Source organism: Roseateles cavernae (assembly GCF_040187885.1).
In the GTDB taxonomy this organism is placed as follows: domain Bacteria; phylum Pseudomonadota; class Gammaproteobacteria; order Burkholderiales; family Burkholderiaceae_C; genus Roseateles_E; species Roseateles_E cavernae.
The window spans coordinates 1,052,444-1,067,794 of sequence record NZ_JBDPLH010000001.1; the positions used below are offsets into that span (position 1 = coordinate 1,052,444).

The window sequence follows — 15,351 nt, forward strand, 5'->3', positions numbered from 1 at the left end:
CTTGGGGTCAGGCCTTGCCGGCCGGCACGGGGGCGGTCCCATCGAGCACCTCGCAGGCATGGGCATAGCCCTGCGCGACGATGTGCTCGAAGCGTTTCCATTGCAGCATGCCGACCCGGTCCAGCGGCGGGTTCATATAGACATCGGTCAGCTTGCGGGCCTGGCGCTGGCGCGAGACGCTGTAGAGCACGGTGACGTTCATCAGAAAGGCCGCCAGCGAGGGCAGGCGGTAGCGGCGCTGGGCGCGCGGGCGCAGCCGGTCGCGCAGCAGCGCCCAGGTGCCCGGCACCTCCTCATGGGTGAGGCGGCGCGGCTTGCGGAAGCTCAGGTCCACGCCGATCACGCGGCCGACGCCGCGCATGCCGCGCATCACGTCGACGGGGAAGTTGTTGAAAGTGCCGCCGTCGCACATCAGATCGCCGTCGATGATCAGCGGCGGCAAGGCGCCGGGGATGGCGATGCTGGCAAGGATGGCGTTGCGCATCGGGCCGCGGCGCACGATGTGCTCGCTGGCCTTCGAGTAGTTGGTGGCGACGCAGAAGTACGTCTTCCAGACATCCTCGACCCTGACATGGTCCTGGCCCGTCAGCTCGCGCAGCGCGGTCTCGACCAGGCCGCTCAGGCGCCGGCCCTTGATCAGCGAGAGCAGGGGGATCAGGTTGAAGTCGCTGGTGGGCTTGGCCGAGAAGACCTTGCGTGCGTTGGCCAGCACCGTCTCGAAACCGCGGTCGGTGGCCACATAGCCGGCCATCACCGAGCCGATGCTGGTGCCGCCCACCACATCGATCTCGATGCCGCGCTCCTGCAGCGCCTGGTAGACGCCGAGGTGGGCGATGCCGCGCGCGCCGCCGCCGGCCAGCACCAGGCCCACCGCGGTGCGGCTGATCAGGCGCGCCAGCCGGGCCATATCGCGCGTCAGCGCGGGGCGGATGTGCAGATGATCGGTCAGCGGCCGGCGCTCCAGCCAGGCGGCGGTGCCGCTGGGCGAGCGCCGCTCGGCCGGGTGCAGCAGCACCAGGATCTCGGCCGCGTCGGTGCGTGGCGGGCGCCGCACCAGGCATTCCGCCTCGATCGGGTGGATCACCGGCGGCGCATCGGCGTCGGCCAGCAGATAGAGCTCGTCGCAATGGCGGCTGCAGCGATAGGTCCAGGAGGTCGGCGTGGCGTCGCCGAGCAGCAGCACGAAGTCGTGCTCGGCCTCGATCTCGTCGAGCCGCACCGCGATGCTGCGGTCGGCCTCGACATCGCCCTGCTCGCGGTGGGTGAGACCGGGCAGGCCCAGGTCGGCGTCCAGAAGATCGGCATCGACCACGGCCACCCGGCCGATGCTGCGCAACTGCTCGGCCAGCGCGCTCGCAAACGCGCCGAGATCGACCCCGGCGCTGACCGGCAGCAGGCCGATGGTCACCGGCCGGTCCATCGCGGAGCGCGCGCCCTCGGTCTGCAGCCGCTTGATGATCTGCCGGGTCAGCGCGATCGAGACCTGGCCGCTGAGCGCCAGCAACTGCCTGAACTCGGCCTTGCCCAGGCGCACCAGCACGGTGTCGCGGATCGCCACCAGGGTGGCCGAGCGGGGCTCGTCGGTGTAGAGGCTCATCTCGCCGACCATCTGGCCGCGGGTGATCTCGCGCACCATGCGCTGGCGGCCGTCTTCGTCGCTGATATAGGTGCGCAGCCGGCCGCTGACGGTCAGGTACATCGCGTCGCCGGGTTCGCCCTGGCTCATCAGGGTCTGGCCGCCGGCCAGTTCCACCCATTGCAGATGCTGCAGCAGCAAGGCCATTGCATCCGGCTCGATGTCGCCGAGAAAGCTGCGCAGATGGCGCATCAGCAGGTCGTCGAGGTACTGCGCGCGAACAAAAGCCTTGTTCATGGTGCCTAACGATTTTTCTATTGTTGATGCGGCTCAGCGTTGCAATGTAACCGAGGGTTGGCGGCCTCGCCGCCGCAGTTCTGCAGAATGGCGGCTTTGCACTTCGGTTCGAGCCCGCGCCTTCCATGAGCCTGCAATACCTGACCCTGCCCGTGACCGCCTTCCAGCAGAACTGCTCCCTCGTCTGGTGCGATGCCAGCCGTGAGGCGGCGGTGATCGATCCCGGCGGCGAGCTGCCGCGCCTGCTGGCGGCGGTGCGCGAGCATGACCTGACCCTGAAGGCGATCTGGTTGACCCATGCCCATATCGACCATGCCGGCGGCACCGGCGAGCTGGCGCGCAGCCAGGGCCTGCCCATCATCGGCCCGCACCCGGGCGACCAGTTCTGGATTGACGGCCTGCCGCAGCAGAGCCAGATGTTCGGCTTCCCGCCGGCCGAGTCCTTCACGCCGACGCGCTGGCTAGCCGATGGCGACACGGTCAGCATCGGCCAGGAGACCCTGCAGGTGCGGCATTGCCCGGGCCACACGCCGGGCCATGTGGTGTTTCACTCGGCGGCGGCCAAGCGCTGCTTTGTCGGCGATGTGCTGTTCGCCGGCAGCATCGGTCGCACCGATTTCCCCGGCGGCGACCACGCCACGCTGATTGCCTCGATCACGGGGCGGCTCTGGCCCATGGGCGATGACACCGTCTTCATCCCCGGCCACGGCCCGGAGAGCAGCTTCGGCCGCGAGCGCCGCAGCAACCCTTATGTTAGGGATGACAGGTGAATACTTCACAAACGCGGGCGCCAAGATTCACCGCCGCCGCACAAGACCTGGCCCTAAGCTTCTGATCACGCTGTCATCACTCGGTAGCGCTTCAGGGAGCTCAGCAATGAATGCAATCGACTTGGCCACCGTTTCCGCCGTTTCCGCCGTTTCCACCGTTTCCCGCGGCACGGCCGTCCCCGAGCGCCGCCGCGCCGCCTCGCTGAGCAGCCACTGGCTCGGCCTGGTGTTGGAGGAGCTGGACTACGGCGTACTGCTGCTGAACCAGCGCGGCGAGCTGCTGCACAGCAACCGCGCGGCCCGCCTGGCGATGGATGCGCAACATCCGCTGCAGCTGCTGGGCGGCCAGCTGCGGGCGCGCTGCGCCAAGGATGTCAAACCGCTGTTCGAGGCGCTGGCCCATGCCGAGCGCGAGGGCCGGCGCTGCCTGCTGCGCCTGGGCGAGGGGGCCGAGCAGGCCAATGTGGTGGTGGTGCCGCTGAACCGCGATGTCGAGCAGGCGGCGGTGTTGCTGGTGCTGGAGCGGCGCGAGCTCTGCGGTGCACTGGCGACGCAGTGGTTCGCGCTGCGTTACGGCCTGACCCCGGCCGAGACCGAGGTGCTGAAGGCGCTCAGCGATGGCGCCGAGCCCAGCAGCGTGGCCCAGGCGCAGGGCGTGGCGATCTCGACCGTGCGCACCCAGATCCAGAGCATCCGGGCCAAATCCGGTGCGCCCAGCATCCGCGAGCTCTTGCGCCAGCTGGCGGTGCTGCCGCCGCTGATGTCGGCGCTGTACAACTGACGCCCGGGCCTACATCCCGTAACATCTGGCGCAGGAGGCGTGGCTTGTTGCCACGTAAGCCGCGCCGCATGGATAGCAGCACCGTTCTCGCGCAGATCTTCGAGCCCGCGCTGGCCGATCTGCCGCCCGCGCTGGCGGCACTGGCCGCGCGCGGCGTGGTGCGCAGCTACCGTCGCGGCACCGTGCTGATCGAGGAAGGCACGCAGGGCGACAGCCTCTACCTGGTGCTGTCGGGCCGATTGCGGGCCTATGGCTGCGATGCCCGTGGCCGCGAGATCACCTACAGCGTCTACGGCGTCGGCGACTATGTCGGCGAGATGAGCCTGGACGGCGGGCCGCGCGCGGCCAGCGTCATCACCGAGGAGACCAGCCGCTGCGTGCTGCTGACGCGCGAGAGCATCCTGGCCCATATCGCCGCGCATCCCGAGTTCGCGCTGGAACTGCTGAGCAAGGTGATACGCCTGGCCCGCGCCGCGACGCTGTCGGCCAAGCAGATGGCGCTGCACGATGTCTATGGCCGGCTCAAGGCCCTGCTGGAGAGCGGGCCCCAGGAGCGGCTGACCCACCAGGCGATGGCGCAGCGCCTGGGCTGCTCGCGCGAGATGGTCTCCAAGCTGATGAAGGACCTGGAGCTGGGCGGCTACCTGGTGCGCAGCTCGGCCGGGCGCTACGAGCTGCGCAAGGCGCTGCCGGCGCGCTGGTGAGGCGCCGGCCGCGCGCTTCAGGAGCGCTTGCGCAGCGGCGGTGCCACCTCGAACTGCTTGGCCGGCTTCTCCGCCCGCGCATACAGGCCCTCGACCTTGGGAATATTGGCCTCGATATCGCGGATGCGGGTCGGCCCGGCCGGGTGGGTGGACAGCCATTGCGGCGGCGCGCCTTCGCTGGCCTTGCCCATCTTCTGCCACAGGCTGACGCCGGCCTCGGGCCGGTAGCCGGCGCGCGCGCCGAGCTCCAGGCCCACCAGATCGGCCTCGGTCTCGTCCTCGCGGCTGAATTTCAGGGTCAGCAGCTGGCCGCCCATATTCAGCAAGGTGTCGCCGACATTGCCCAGGCCCAGCAGGCTGGACAGCAGGCCGGCGCCGACCCGGGTGGCCGTGGTCTTGGCCATGCGCTCGCGCGCATGCTCGCGCAGCGCGTGGGCGATCTCATGGCCCATGATGGCCGCGACCTCGTCGTCATCGAGCTTGAGCTTTTCGAGGATGCCGTAATAGAAGGCGATCTTGCCGCCCGGCATGCAGAAGGCGTTGAGCTGCTCGCTGCCGAGCAGATTGACCTCCCAGCGCCACTGCCGCGCGCGCGGGTTCCAGCCATAGGACTGCGGCACGATGCGCTCGGCGATCGCGCGCAGGCGCAGCAGCTGCGGATGGTTGGCCGGCGCCAGCACGCCCTTTTGCTTGGCCTCGGCCATCATCTGCTGGTACTGCTGGGCGCCGGCGTTCTCGACCTGCTCGGCCGGCACCAGGCTGGTCAGCTTGCTCTGCTTGCCGACATTGACGCCCTCCTGGGCCCAGGCGGGCAGGCCGGCCAGCGTGGCGCCGCCGGCCAGCAGGCCGGTGAACAGCCGGCGCTTCGGCAGGGCCGGCGCCGCGTCCCCGCAGGCGCGGCAGTCGCAGCGGCCGAAGCCATAGCGCGGCGCGCTGGGCAGATGAGGATTCTCAAGAACCTGAAAGTGGGTGTGTTCAGCCATGGGGGCTATTTTGGGACAGATTCCGATTTGTCCAGCGCCGAGCCCGGTGATGCCTGCTGAAGGACAATCGCGCCATGTCCAGCACCCCCCCTTCCGTCGCCGGTTTCGACAGCCAGCAATTCCGCTCGGCCTTGGGCATGTTCGCCACCGGCGTCACCATCGTCACCGCGCGCGCCGATGACGGCAGCCTGGTGGGGCTGACCGCCAACTCCTTCAACTCGGTGTCGCTGGCGCCGCCGCTGGTGCTGTGGAGCCTGGCGATGAAGGCCGGCTCGATGCCGGTGTTCAGCCGCGGCTCGCATTACGCGATCAACATCCTGGCGGCCGACCAGAAGGCCCTGGCCCAGCGCTTCGCGACCCGCGACATCGACCGCTTTGCCGGCGTTCCCTGGCGCGAGGGCGCCGGTGGCGCCCCGGTGCTGGAGGGTGTCGCGGCGGTGTTCGAATGCGCCAACCGCAGCCAGTACCAGGAGGGCGACCATGTGATCTTCGTCGGCGAGGTCGAGAGCTGCCACTGGGCGCCGAATGCCCAGCCGCTGATCTTCCACGGCGGGCGCTACTACACCGAGCTGCCGATCTAGCAAGGCTTGGCGCCATCGATGAGATAATGCGAATCGTTCGCATTATCAAATCAGCCGATGAGCGCCCCGTCCACCCTCCTCGATCCCCTGGCCCAGCTCTACCGCCAGCACCATGGCTGGCTGCTGGGCTGGCTGCGCCGCCGGCTGGGCAGCCCGGAGACGGCGGCCGAGCTGGCGCAGGACACCTTCGAGCGCCTGCTGCGCCAGCCCGCGCTGCTGAGCCAGCTGCAGGCGCCGCGCGCCTTTCTCAGCACCGTGGCCCATGGCCTGCTGGTCAACCACTGCCAGCGCCGCGACCTGGAGCGGGCCTATCTCGAGGCCCTGGCCCTGCTGGCGCCGGACAGCCATCCCTCGCCCGAGCAGCAGGCCCAGACCCTGGAGCTGCTGTTGGCCGTGCAGCGCCTGCTGGCGGGCCTGGCCGAGCGGCCGCGCCGCGCCTTTCTGCTGGCCCGGCTGGAGGGCCTGGGCTATGCCGAGATCGCCGCCCGGCTGGGCGTGTCCGAGCGCATGGTCAAGAACTATATGGCCCAGGTGATGCTGCATTGCCTGCGGCTGCGCCAGCAGGGCGGTGGATTGTGAGCCCCCGCCCGGCCGCTCCGAAGGGGGCTTGCACCGCAGTGCGCAGCACGGAGGTTTCCCAATGAGCGGGCCCGACAGCCGGGTGCTGGCGCAGGCGGCCGACTGGTTCGCCCGCCTGCAGGACCCGGCCCTGAGCGAGCCGGAGCGCCGGCGCTGGCAGGCCTGGTGGCAGGCCTCGCCCCAGCACGCGGCGGCCTGGCGCGAGGTCGAAGCGGTCTGGGGAAGCCTGAGCCCCTTGCAGGGCCTGCCGCTGGCCCAGGAAACACTGGCGCGCGCCGGGCTGCAGCGCCGCCGTCTGCTCAAGCGCAGCGGCGCCGCGCTGCTGGGCCTGGGCGGTGTGGCCACGTTGGGCTGGCAGATCCAGGCCCAGCATCCGCTGGCCGATCTGCGCACGGCGGTCGGCCAGAGCGGCCACTGGACCCTGGCCGATGGCGCCGAGCTCTGGCTCAACAGCGCCAGCGCCGCCGATCTGCGCGAGGACGGCAGCCGACGCCGCGTGCAGCTGCGCCACGGCGAGCTGCTGCTGGACAGCCGCAGCGACCGCCCGGCCCTGCCCCGGGTGCTGCAGCTGGACACGCCGCTGGGCCAGCTGCGCCCGCTGGGCGTGCTGGGCGCGCGGATGGCGATGCTGCTGGAAGAGGGCGGCCGGCAGGGTCTCTTGAGCGTGTACAGCGGCGTGGTCGAGCTGCGGCACCGGCGCGGCCAGACCCGCCGCATCGAGGCCGGCCAGAGCCTGCGCCTGAGCGCTCAGTCGGCCGCCGCGCCGCTGCGGCCGGCGAGGGCGCTGCGCGAGGCCTGGACGCGCGGCCTGCTGGTGGCCGAGCAGCTGCGGCTGGACGAATTCCTGCGCGAGCTCGCGCGGCATCGCCACGGCCGGCTCGACTGCGCCGAGGCGCTGGCGGCGCGGCGCCTGGTCGGTGCCTACCCGCTGCGCGATACCGAGGCCAGCCTGGCCGCGGCGGTGGCCAGCCTGGGTCTGCGCACGCGCACCGTGCTGCCGGGCTGGACCCGCGTGGTCAGCGCCTGAAACTTTTTCCGGTGGCGACTTCCCTTTCGGAGCGCTCGTCTGGCATGGGATTCGAAAGCCTCCCAATTCCAGGCAGCCACGCACTCCTTTTGATGAGCTCCGATCCGATGACCCACTTTTCTTTCGTCCAAGCGCGGCTGCGCCCCAGCCTGCTGTCGCTGGCGCTGCAATCGGCCGCGCTGGCCACGCTGGGCCTGGGGGCTGCCGCCCAGGCCCAGCAGTCGACAACAGCCACCCAGCGCTACGAGCTGGCGGCCGGCCCGCTGGCCGAGCTGCTGCCGCGTTTTGCCAGCCAGTCCGGCCTGCTGATCTCGGCCGATGCGGGCCTGACCCAGGGGCGGCAGAGCCCCGGCCTGCGCGGCGACTACAGCCCGCGCGAAGGCCTGGCCGCGCTGCTGGCCGGCACCGGCCTGCTGGCCCAGCCCGGCGCCAAGGGCATCCTGACCCTGCAGCCGGCGCCCGCCGGCGCGCTGCAGCTGGGCAGCCTGCGCGTGCAGGGCGAGCAGGCGGCCCAGGCCGCCGGCCTGTCCCTGCACGCCTCCAGCGCCGAGGCCCAGGCCGCACCCTATCGCCAGGCCGGCTCCTCGGCCCACATCACGCGCGAAACGCTGGAACGTTTTCGCGGCACCTCGCCGGCCGAGATGCTGAAAGGCCAGGCCGGCGTGCAGATGGGCGACATCCGCAACGGCCACGCGCTGGACGTGAATATCCGCGGCATCCAGGGCCAGGGCCGGGTGCCGGTGGTGATCGACGGCAGCCAGCAGTCGCTGGAGGTCTATCGCGGCTATGCCGGCCAGCAGCAGCGCAGCTATCTGGACCCCGACCTGATCGGCAGCGTGACCATAGAGAAAGGCCCGAACCTGAGCCTGGACGGGGCCGGCGCGATCGGCGGCGTGGTCAGCATGCAGACCCTGGGTGCGCTCGACATCCTGGATGCCGAGCAGAGCCAGGGCTGGCGGCTGCGCGGCGGCGTGGCTGACAACAGCGTGAGCCCGCAGACCGGCTTCCAGGTGCTCAACCGCAGCGGGCGCGGCGAGCTGCTGTCGCCGAAAAGCCATGTCGCTTCGGCCGCCTGGGCCAGCCGCAGCGAGGGCCTGGACCTGGTGGCCGCCTATGTGCACCGCTCCCAGGGCAATTACTTCGCCGGCACCAAGGGCATCGAGCGCTACCGAGGCAACACCCGCAGTGGCGGTGGCACCGGCATGAACCCCGATCCGGTGTCCGAGTACTACCGGGCCGGCGAGGAGGTGCTGAACACCCACAGCGTCAACGACTCCCTGCTGCTCAAGAGCACCTGGCGCCCCAACCCCGACCAGGCGCTGGAGCTGGGCCTGCGCCATCTGAAGGCCGAGTACGGCGAGGTCATGCCCTCGGCCATCTCGCGCACGCCGGCCTCCAACGAATGGGTCAAGTACGCCGACCCCGAGAACACCATGCAGCAGTTCGAGCCCGGCCGCATGAAGCTGAGCGCGCTGACCGCCCAGCACCGCTGGCAGCCGGCCGGCCAGTCGCTGATCGACCTGAAGAGCCGGCTCTGGCTGACCCGCAGCGACAGCACGATGTTCAATGCGGTGATGGGTTCGGCCCCGGTCGGGCGCGACCTGCCCAGCAACCAGATGGGCGACCCGCAGGGCGCGAGCTATGCCCATGCGCTGCGCTCCAATGTGCGCGGCCAGCGCTGGGGCGGCCAGGTCGGCAACAGCTCGATCGTCTTCATCGGCGAGCAGCAGTCGCTGGAGGCGAAGTACGGCCTGTCCTACACCCATGAGAAGACCGGCCCCGGCAGCGCCACCCCGGTGGTCGAGGCCGATCTGCGCAACAACCGCTATGTGCGCTCGGCGGTGCGCAAGGAGGCCAGCCTCGTCGGCTCGCTGGAGTGGAAGCCCGTCGAGGCGCTGAGCCTGCTGGCCGGCGGCCGGCTGATCCAGTACGAGGTGCGCGACCTGAACCGCCGTGCCCACGTGACCGAGAAGATCAAGGTGCCGCGCCGCGCCGTCCATGTCTACAAGAACGGCAAGGCGCTGGAATACGTGACCTGGTACCCGGACGCCCAGGGCCGGTTCACCGAGGCCTCGCTGCGCGCCAGCCCGCACCGCCTGGGCACCCTGGCCGATCTGGGCTTCGACAGCTGGAAGGCCTTCGCGCCGAACAACGGCGCCTATATGGACCAGATCGCCAGCGCCTGGCGCTATGACGAGCCGCTGCGCCGCAAGGGCAGCAGGTTCGCGCCCAGCTTCAGCGCCAGCTACCGACCGGGCGAGGACAGCCTCATCTACGCCCGCTATGCCGAGGGCTTCAAGATGCCCAGCGTGTTCGAGGCCACGGTGGGCAACCACTTCATCACCCCCAACCCCGACCTGCGCCCCGAGCGCAACCGCAGCTGGGAGCTGGGCGCCAGCGCCAGCCTGCGCGGCGTCTGGGCCGCCCAGGACCGGCTGTCGCTGAAGCTGGCACGCTTTGACAACCGCATCCGCGACTACATCACCCGCAGCTACGACCCCAGCAGCTACAGCTTCACGATGAGCAATATGGCGCGCTTCGAGACCGCCGGCTGGGAGCTGCAGAGCGCCTACGACCGCGGCAGCTTCTTCGCCGATGTCTCGGCCAGCTATTACGACCGCGCCCGCACCTGCGACCCGGCCACCGGCGCCGCGCTGCGCAATGCCAGGTACGGCGTCAAGAACGCGCCCGACTGCGCCGACGGCGGCTTCGGCGGCAGCTATGCCAACACCCAGAACCCGCCCAAGTTCAGCCTCAACACCACGCTGGGTGCGCGCCTGCTGCAGCAAGACCTGACCCTCGGTACCCGCATCGTGCGCAATAGCGCGCCGCTGCACCGGCTCGATCAGCCCTGGAACACCAACGCCTACACCACCCTGCAGCAGTACTACCCCGCGACCCTGATCGTCGACCTGTTCGCCAGCTACCGGCTGCGCAAGAACACCCAGCTCAACGTCGCGGTCGACAACCTCGGCGACCGCTACTACCTGGACCCGCTGGCGCTGTCGCCGATGCCGGCGCCGGGCCGCAGCCTGCGCGTCGACCTGAGCCTGAAATTCTGAACGGAGGCCCCCGATGAGCGACACCCCGCCCACCCGCAGCCAGCGCCTGAAGGCCGCCAGCCATGACAGCCATGAACGCCTGGATGCGCGCATCATGCGCAGCCAGCCCTTTGCCAGCGTCGACCACTTCCGCCGTTTCGTGCAGGTGCAGCTGCGTTTTCACCACGATGTCGCGCCGCTGTACCGGCGCGCCGACCTGACCGCGCTGCTGCCCGATCTGGCCGAGCGCCAGCGCCTGGACCAGATCCGCCAGGACCTGATCGACCTGCAGGCCCCGGCCCGTGACGAAAGCGGTTTCGGCGCGCCGGCCCTGCCGATGGAGGCCGACCTGGCCACCGCGCTGGGCTGGTGCTATGTGGTCGAGGGCTCGAACCTGGGCGGGGCCGTGCTGTTCAAGCTGGCCGCCAAACTGGGCCTGGACGAGCACCATGGTGCCCGCCATCTGGCCGGCCATCCGGACGGCCGGCTGCGCCACTGGCGCGGCTTCACCGGCATGCTGGACGCGCTGAGCCTGGACGAGGCCGCCGAGCAGGGCCTGGTGGCCGGGGCCCGCGCCGCCTTCGAGCGCGTGCATGCCCATGTGGCGCGCGAGCTGGGCTGATCCGCCGATGCCGGCCCATCCGGCCTGTCGCCGGGCCTCTCGTCATGCCTATCTGCTGCTGGGCTGGCTGGCGCTGGCCTGCGCCCTCATCGGCGCACTGCTGCCGCTCTTGCCCACCACGGTCTTCCTGATCATCGCGGCGGCCTGTTTCGGCCGCGCCTCGCCGCGCCTGCAGGCTCGGCTGCTGGCCCATCCCCGCTTCGGCCCGCTGCTGCAGGACTGGCAGCGCGAGGCGGCGATCGGCGCGCGCGCCAAGCTGATGGCCGGCGCCGGCATGGCCCTGGGCCTGGGGCTGTTCTGCTGGCAGGCCCGGCCCGGGCCGTGGCTGGCCACCGGGGTCACGCTGGGGATGCTGACCTCGGCCGGCTATGTGCTGAGCCGGCCACGGCCGCTGGCCGAGCGGGGGCGGCCCACCGCCGGCGCGCAAACCTGGGGGCTGCTGGCGAGCCTGGTCCTGCATCTGCTGGCGCCGCTGGCGCTGTGGCTGGCCGGCTGGCTGCCCGAGGGCAGCGCGGCGCCGCTGCCCTCGGCGCCGGTGATCACGGCCAGCCTGCTGAGCCCGGCCGCGCCACCCCGGCCGCTGGAGCCGCGCCTCGCGCCCGAGGCCAGCCAGGCTCAGCCGCGCCGGCCGGCCGCACCGCCCCGCGCCACCCCGCTGCTCGCGGTGGCCGCGCCCGTCAGCGAGTCCGCCATGCCTGTGGTCGACAGCGCAGCGGCGGCCCAGCCAGCCCCGCCTGCCGAGGCCGCCGCGCCGCCGGCCCCGGCCCTGCCGCCGGCTGAGCGCATCAGCCTGGCCGGGCTGCAGAGCAACTGGCAGGGCCGGGTGCTGGAGCGGCTGGCCGAGTTCCGTCGCTACCCGGCCGGAGCCCGCTCGCGCCGCGAGCAGGGCGTCAGCCATGTGCGGCTGCGCGTCAACCGCGCCGGCCAGTTGCTGGCGCTGCGGCTGGAACGCGGCAGCGGCCATGCCGAGCTGGACCGCGAGGCGCTGGCCACGGTGCGGCGCGCGCTGCCGCTGCCGGCGATACCGCCCGAGCTGCCCGACGAGCTGGAGCTGCTGCTGCCAGTGGAGTTCTTCATCTCCTAGACATGCAGCAGCCGGCCACCGCCGAATGACCAGTTCTCCCAGCTGGTCTCGACAAAGCCGACCATCACCTGCTCGGTGTCGATGCCGGCCTCGGCCAGATCGGCCATCAGCTGCTGCAGCAGCTTTCTCTTGACCTTGACGCTGCGCCCGACCGACCAGAGGATTTCGATCAGCACGAAGTCGGCACCGCGATCGGCCTGCAGATCGGGGTAGCGCGGGTCGATGCGCAGGTTCTCGGCCGGCAGCTCCAGCACGCGCTGGAAGCGGTCGGTGGCCGGCACGCCGGAGGCGACCAGGGCCGCATGGACCGCGTCGAGCACGGTGTTCTTGAAGCTCGCCGGCTTGGGCTGGCGGACGGTGACGGTGACCAGAGGCATGGCGTGAACTTTCAGTAGTAGCGGGACAGGGCATGGCCGGATCGGACCCAGCGCGCCTCGGCCTTTTCGGCCCAGGCCAGGAACCAGCGGTCCAGCAGCGGACGGGCCGGGCCCGCTGGCAACGGGGGCCGGGTCGGGGGCGTGGTGCGTGGCCGCAGCGGCAAGATCATGCTCATCGGGTCCTCCTGGGACGGTCCCACACGGTTTGCGTGGAATGGTCTGGATGCTATGTTTGCGTTCGTGCACTAACAATGGCTGAATGTGCAGAGTGGACTTGCAAATTTGCACATGACAACCCCGTCGACCGAACATCCCGCCGAATCCCTGAACTGGGACGATCTGCGCTATGCGCTGGCGATTGCCGAGGCCGGCTCGCTGGCCGGCGCGGCCCGCGCCCTGGGCGTGCAACACACTACGGTGCTGCGCCGCCTCGATGCGCTGGAGCAGCGCCTCGGTGCCCGCCTGTTCGAGCGCCACCGCCAGGGCTACCGCCCCACCGAGGCCGGCGAGCTGATGGCGGCCCAGGCGCGCGAGATGGCGCCCGGCGTGGTCGAGCTGCAGCGCCGCATCCTCGGCCGCGACACCGCGCTGCAGGGCCAGCTGCGCCTGACGACCGCCTTCGTCGCGATGCTCTATCTGCTGCCGGGGCCGCTGGCGTCGTTCGCTCGTGCCCATCCGGGCATCGCGGTCGAGATCAGCGAGAGCTCGGCCCTGGTCGATCTGTCGCGCCGCGATGCCGATGTCGCGCTGCGCATCAGCGCCCAGGTGCCCGAGCACCTGGTCGGGCGCCGGCTTGGCGAGATGCGCATGCGCATCTATGCGGCGCGCGGCGCGACCGACCTGCCGCAGGTCGAGACGCCGGTGGCGCGGCTGTGCCAGGACTATCGGTGGATAGGCTACGAGCGCGACCGCAGCTCGCGTTTCTACGACCGCTGGCTGCGCCGCCATGTGGCGGACGAGCGCATCGTGATGCGGGCCGACCTGATGCAGTCGGCCGCCGCGATGGCACGCACCGGTCTGGGCCTGGCCCTGCTGCCGACGCTGGCCGAGGCTCATGAGCCCCAGCTGCTGCCGGTCTCCGAGGTGCTGCCCGATATGAGCATCCCGGTCTGGCTGCTGACCCATCCGGACCTGCGCGACACCGCCCGGGTGCGCGCCTTCATGCGGCAGCTGGGCGGGGATCTGGCCGAGCGGCTGGCGGCCGCGCCCTGAAGCCGGCGGCTCTCTTTACTGCAGCGCGGCCAGCTGCTGGCGCAGCGCGGCGTTCTCGGCCTCCAGCTCGGCAACCCGGGCCTGCAGACGTTCCAGCTCGCTGGCCGGTGCTGCCTCGACGGCCACGGTCTCTTCCGGCGCCGGTTTGGCTTTGCTGGGCTTGCTGGCCTCGCGCACCCGCTTGGCGGCCTGCTTCAGCTCGTCCTTGCCGCCGGCGGCGGCGGCCACCTGTTCCTCGACCGGCAGGCTGGCCACCGCGGCGGCCGCATTGATCGAGATCTCGCCGGCCTTGACCGCGGCGACCAGCTCCGGCGCGGCCTGCTTCTGGATCTTCTCGATCTGCACCACCTGGCTGCTGCTGATGCGGGCCGCCCGGGCGATCGCCTCGCGGCTGTTCAGCGCCTCGACCGGTGGCAGCGCCGTGCTGTCGGCGGGGGCCGGCACCGGCTCGCTGGCCAGGATCTGGGCGCGGCGCTGTGCCACCAGCTCTTTCTTGCGCAGCGCCAGCACGCCGCGCTGGAAGTCCGACACGCTGCGCCGACCCAGATGCTGGTCGATCATCCACAGATGCACGTCCTCGATGGACTTGAAGCGTGAATTCTGCACGGTCTGGAAGGGCAGGCCGTGCTTCTGGCAGATGCCGTAGCGGTTGTGGCCGTCCACCAGCACCTCGCCCCACAGCACCAGCGCGTCGCGGCAGCCCTCGGCCAGGATGCTGCGCTCCAGCGCCGCGTGCTCCTCGGGAGTCAGCGGGTCGATATAGGCGCGCAGGTCTTCGTTGACGGTGATGTTCATGGGCTGGTGTCGGTTCGCTGGGGGGCGGATTTTAGAGGCTGAGTGCGACGCAGGCTGTTACGCCTTGGGTCTTCTTGAAACCCCTGGCGCGGCCGCCGGCCTTCAAAATTCGGCCATGCCGCCGTTCGAGCGGGCGCTCCCCCAGTTTTCCGAGGTCCTCCACCATGCTGATCACCTGCTCCCATTGCCTGAGCAAGAACCGCGTTTACGAAGCGGGTGCCCGGTACAACCCGGCCTGTGACCACTGCACCCGGCCGCTGCTGGACGGTGGCTCGGTGGAGCTCGGCGAGGCGAACTTCGACGCCGTGGTCAGCGGCACCGAGCTGCCCATCGTGCTGGAGCTGACCGCCGCCTGGTGCGTGCCCAGCCGCATGATGGCGCCGCAGCTGGCGCTGGCGGCGCGCCAGCTGAAGGGCCAGCTGGTGTTTGCCCGGCTCGACACCGACAAGCACCCGCGCCTGGCCCAGCGCCTGGGCCTGCGCGGCCTGCCCGCGCTGCTGCTGCTGCGCGACGGCCAGGAGCGCCAGCGCATCAACGGCGCGCTGCAGGCGCCGCAGATCATCGAGTGGCTGGAGCGGGACTGGGTGGTGTAAGCCGCCCGCCTTGGGCGGCGCGTCGGCACGCGGGCTTGGTGCCCGCCACTCACCGTCAGCCGTAGTTGCTGACCCATTCAATGCCTTGGGCATGGGCCGCCGCTATCGCGATCTCGGCCGTCGGGTGGGCGCCGCGCGGGACCGCGATCGTGCGGGGGCGACTCGGCCATGCCTGCCTGGAGACGATCAGCACCGGCTCGAAGCGCCCGCTGTCATTGATACTGGCACTGCAGACCAGCGCATAGTCTTTGTGTTTGAAGGTTTGCGACGCCGCCATCATCATCTCCAAGGCAAGCCTGGAGTATGCGCGCCAACGGTGGTCCCTGCAG

Annotated in this window: 17 protein-coding genes; 11 read left to right on the plus strand and 6 right to left on the minus strand. The window is 70.7% G+C overall.

Annotated features, from left to right (window positions below):
* Positions 1 to 7 precede the first annotated feature (7 nt).
* A complete protein-coding gene (locus tag ABGI63_RS05010; protein ID WP_349741341.1) occupies positions 8 to 1,873 on the minus strand; it encodes a patatin-like phospholipase family protein in 1,866 nt (621 codons plus the stop codon).
* Between the two features lie 125 nt (positions 1,874 to 1,998).
* Between ABGI63_RS05010 and ABGI63_RS05015 the strand changes: the two genes are divergently transcribed.
* The 3 genes from ABGI63_RS05015 to ABGI63_RS05025 all read left to right on the plus strand — a co-directional run bounded on the left by ABGI63_RS05015 (position 1,999) and on the right by ABGI63_RS05025 (position 4,128).
* Positions 1,999 to 2,643, plus strand: coding sequence for an MBL fold metallo-hydrolase (locus ABGI63_RS05015; protein ID WP_349741342.1), 645 nt, complete (start codon positions 1,999 to 2,001; stop codon positions 2,641 to 2,643).
* 106 nt (positions 2,644 to 2,749) lie between these two features.
* Positions 2,750 to 3,424, plus strand: a complete 675-nt coding sequence (locus tag ABGI63_RS05020) for a helix-turn-helix transcriptional regulator (protein ID WP_349741343.1) — start codon at positions 2,750 to 2,752, stop codon at positions 3,422 to 3,424.
* A 68-nt stretch (positions 3,425 to 3,492) separates the two neighbouring features.
* Positions 3,493 to 4,128, plus strand: a complete 636-nt coding sequence (locus ABGI63_RS05025; RefSeq protein WP_137942480.1) for a Crp/Fnr family transcriptional regulator — start codon at positions 3,493 to 3,495, stop codon at positions 4,126 to 4,128.
* A 17-nt stretch (positions 4,129 to 4,145) separates the two neighbouring features.
* Here ABGI63_RS05025 and ABGI63_RS05030 read toward each other — a convergent pair whose 3' ends face one another.
* Positions 4,146 to 5,111, minus strand: a complete 966-nt coding sequence (locus ABGI63_RS05030; RefSeq protein ID WP_349741344.1) for a M48 family metallopeptidase — start codon at positions 5,109 to 5,111, stop codon at positions 4,146 to 4,148.
* Between the two features lie 74 nt (positions 5,112 to 5,185).
* Here ABGI63_RS05030 and ABGI63_RS05035 point away from each other — a divergent pair, with 74 nt between their 5' ends.
* The 6 genes from ABGI63_RS05035 to ABGI63_RS05060 all read left to right on the plus strand — a co-directional run bounded on the left by ABGI63_RS05035 (position 5,186) and on the right by ABGI63_RS05060 (position 12,045).
* The gene (locus tag ABGI63_RS05035; RefSeq protein ID WP_349741345.1) at positions 5,186 to 5,692 is read left to right on the plus strand and encodes a flavin reductase family protein; all 507 of its coding nucleotides are present in this window, start codon (positions 5,186 to 5,188) and stop codon (positions 5,690 to 5,692) included.
* A 57-nt stretch (positions 5,693 to 5,749) separates the two neighbouring features.
* A complete protein-coding gene (locus ABGI63_RS05040) occupies positions 5,750 to 6,271 on the plus strand; it encodes a sigma-70 family RNA polymerase sigma factor (protein WP_349741346.1) in 522 nt (173 codons plus the stop codon).
* Positions 6,272 to 6,332: 61 nt separating this feature from the next.
* On the plus strand, positions 6,333 to 7,298 hold the full coding sequence (locus ABGI63_RS05045) for a DUF4880 domain-containing protein (protein ID WP_349741347.1): 966 nt from the start codon (positions 6,333 to 6,335) through the stop codon (positions 7,296 to 7,298).
* A 107-nt stretch (positions 7,299 to 7,405) separates the two neighbouring features.
* The gene (locus tag ABGI63_RS05050) at positions 7,406 to 10,360 is read left to right on the plus strand and encodes a TonB-dependent receptor (RefSeq protein WP_349741348.1); all 2,955 of its coding nucleotides are present in this window, start codon (positions 7,406 to 7,408) and stop codon (positions 10,358 to 10,360) included.
* A gap of 13 nt (positions 10,361 to 10,373) precedes the next feature.
* Positions 10,374 to 10,961 carry a biliverdin-producing heme oxygenase gene (locus ABGI63_RS05055; protein ID WP_349741349.1) on the plus strand — a complete coding sequence of 196 codons (588 nt, stop codon included), beginning with the start codon at positions 10,374 to 10,376 and terminating at the stop codon, positions 10,959 to 10,961.
* A complete protein-coding gene (locus ABGI63_RS05060) occupies positions 10,933 to 12,045 on the plus strand; it encodes a TonB family protein (protein ID WP_349741350.1) in 1,113 nt (370 codons plus the stop codon). Before ABGI63_RS05055 ends, ABGI63_RS05060 begins: the two co-directional genes overlap by 29 nt.
* Here the strand turns inward: ABGI63_RS05060 and ABGI63_RS05065 are convergent.
* Both ABGI63_RS05065 and ABGI63_RS05070 read right to left on the minus strand, forming a co-directional pair.
* The gene (locus ABGI63_RS05065) at positions 12,042 to 12,422 is read right to left on the minus strand and encodes a tautomerase family protein (protein ID WP_349741351.1); all 381 of its coding nucleotides are present in this window, start codon (positions 12,420 to 12,422) and stop codon (positions 12,042 to 12,044) included. The two genes, ABGI63_RS05060 and ABGI63_RS05065, sit on opposite strands and share 4 nt — an antisense overlap.
* Before the next feature lie 11 nt (positions 12,423 to 12,433).
* Positions 12,434 to 12,598, minus strand: coding sequence for a hypothetical protein (locus ABGI63_RS05070; RefSeq protein ID WP_349741352.1), 165 nt, complete (start codon positions 12,596 to 12,598; stop codon positions 12,434 to 12,436).
* A 112-nt stretch (positions 12,599 to 12,710) separates the two neighbouring features.
* On the opposite strand from ABGI63_RS05070, the gene ABGI63_RS05075 reads away from it, so the two are divergent.
* Positions 12,711 to 13,634 carry a LysR family transcriptional regulator gene (locus ABGI63_RS05075; protein WP_349741353.1) on the plus strand — a complete coding sequence of 308 codons (924 nt, stop codon included), beginning with the start codon at positions 12,711 to 12,713 and terminating at the stop codon, positions 13,632 to 13,634.
* A 15-nt stretch (positions 13,635 to 13,649) separates the two neighbouring features.
* Here the strand turns inward: ABGI63_RS05075 and ABGI63_RS05080 are convergent, their stop codons facing one another.
* Positions 13,650 to 14,429 (minus strand): ParB N-terminal domain-containing protein, encoded by a 780-nt coding sequence (locus ABGI63_RS05080; RefSeq protein ID WP_349741354.1) that lies wholly within the window; start codon positions 14,427 to 14,429, stop codon positions 13,650 to 13,652.
* A gap of 164 nt (positions 14,430 to 14,593) precedes the next feature.
* On the opposite strand from ABGI63_RS05080, the gene ABGI63_RS05085 reads away from it, so the two are divergent.
* Positions 14,594 to 15,022 (plus strand): thioredoxin family protein, encoded by a 429-nt coding sequence (locus tag ABGI63_RS05085; protein WP_349741355.1) that lies wholly within the window; start codon positions 14,594 to 14,596, stop codon positions 15,020 to 15,022.
* A gap of 55 nt (positions 15,023 to 15,077) precedes the next feature.
* Here the strand turns inward: ABGI63_RS05085 and ABGI63_RS05090 are convergent, their stop codons facing one another.
* On the minus strand, positions 15,078 to 15,311 hold the full coding sequence (locus ABGI63_RS05090; RefSeq protein ID WP_349741356.1) for a hypothetical protein: 234 nt from the start codon (positions 15,309 to 15,311) through the stop codon (positions 15,078 to 15,080).
* Positions 15,312 to 15,351 lie beyond the last annotated feature (40 nt).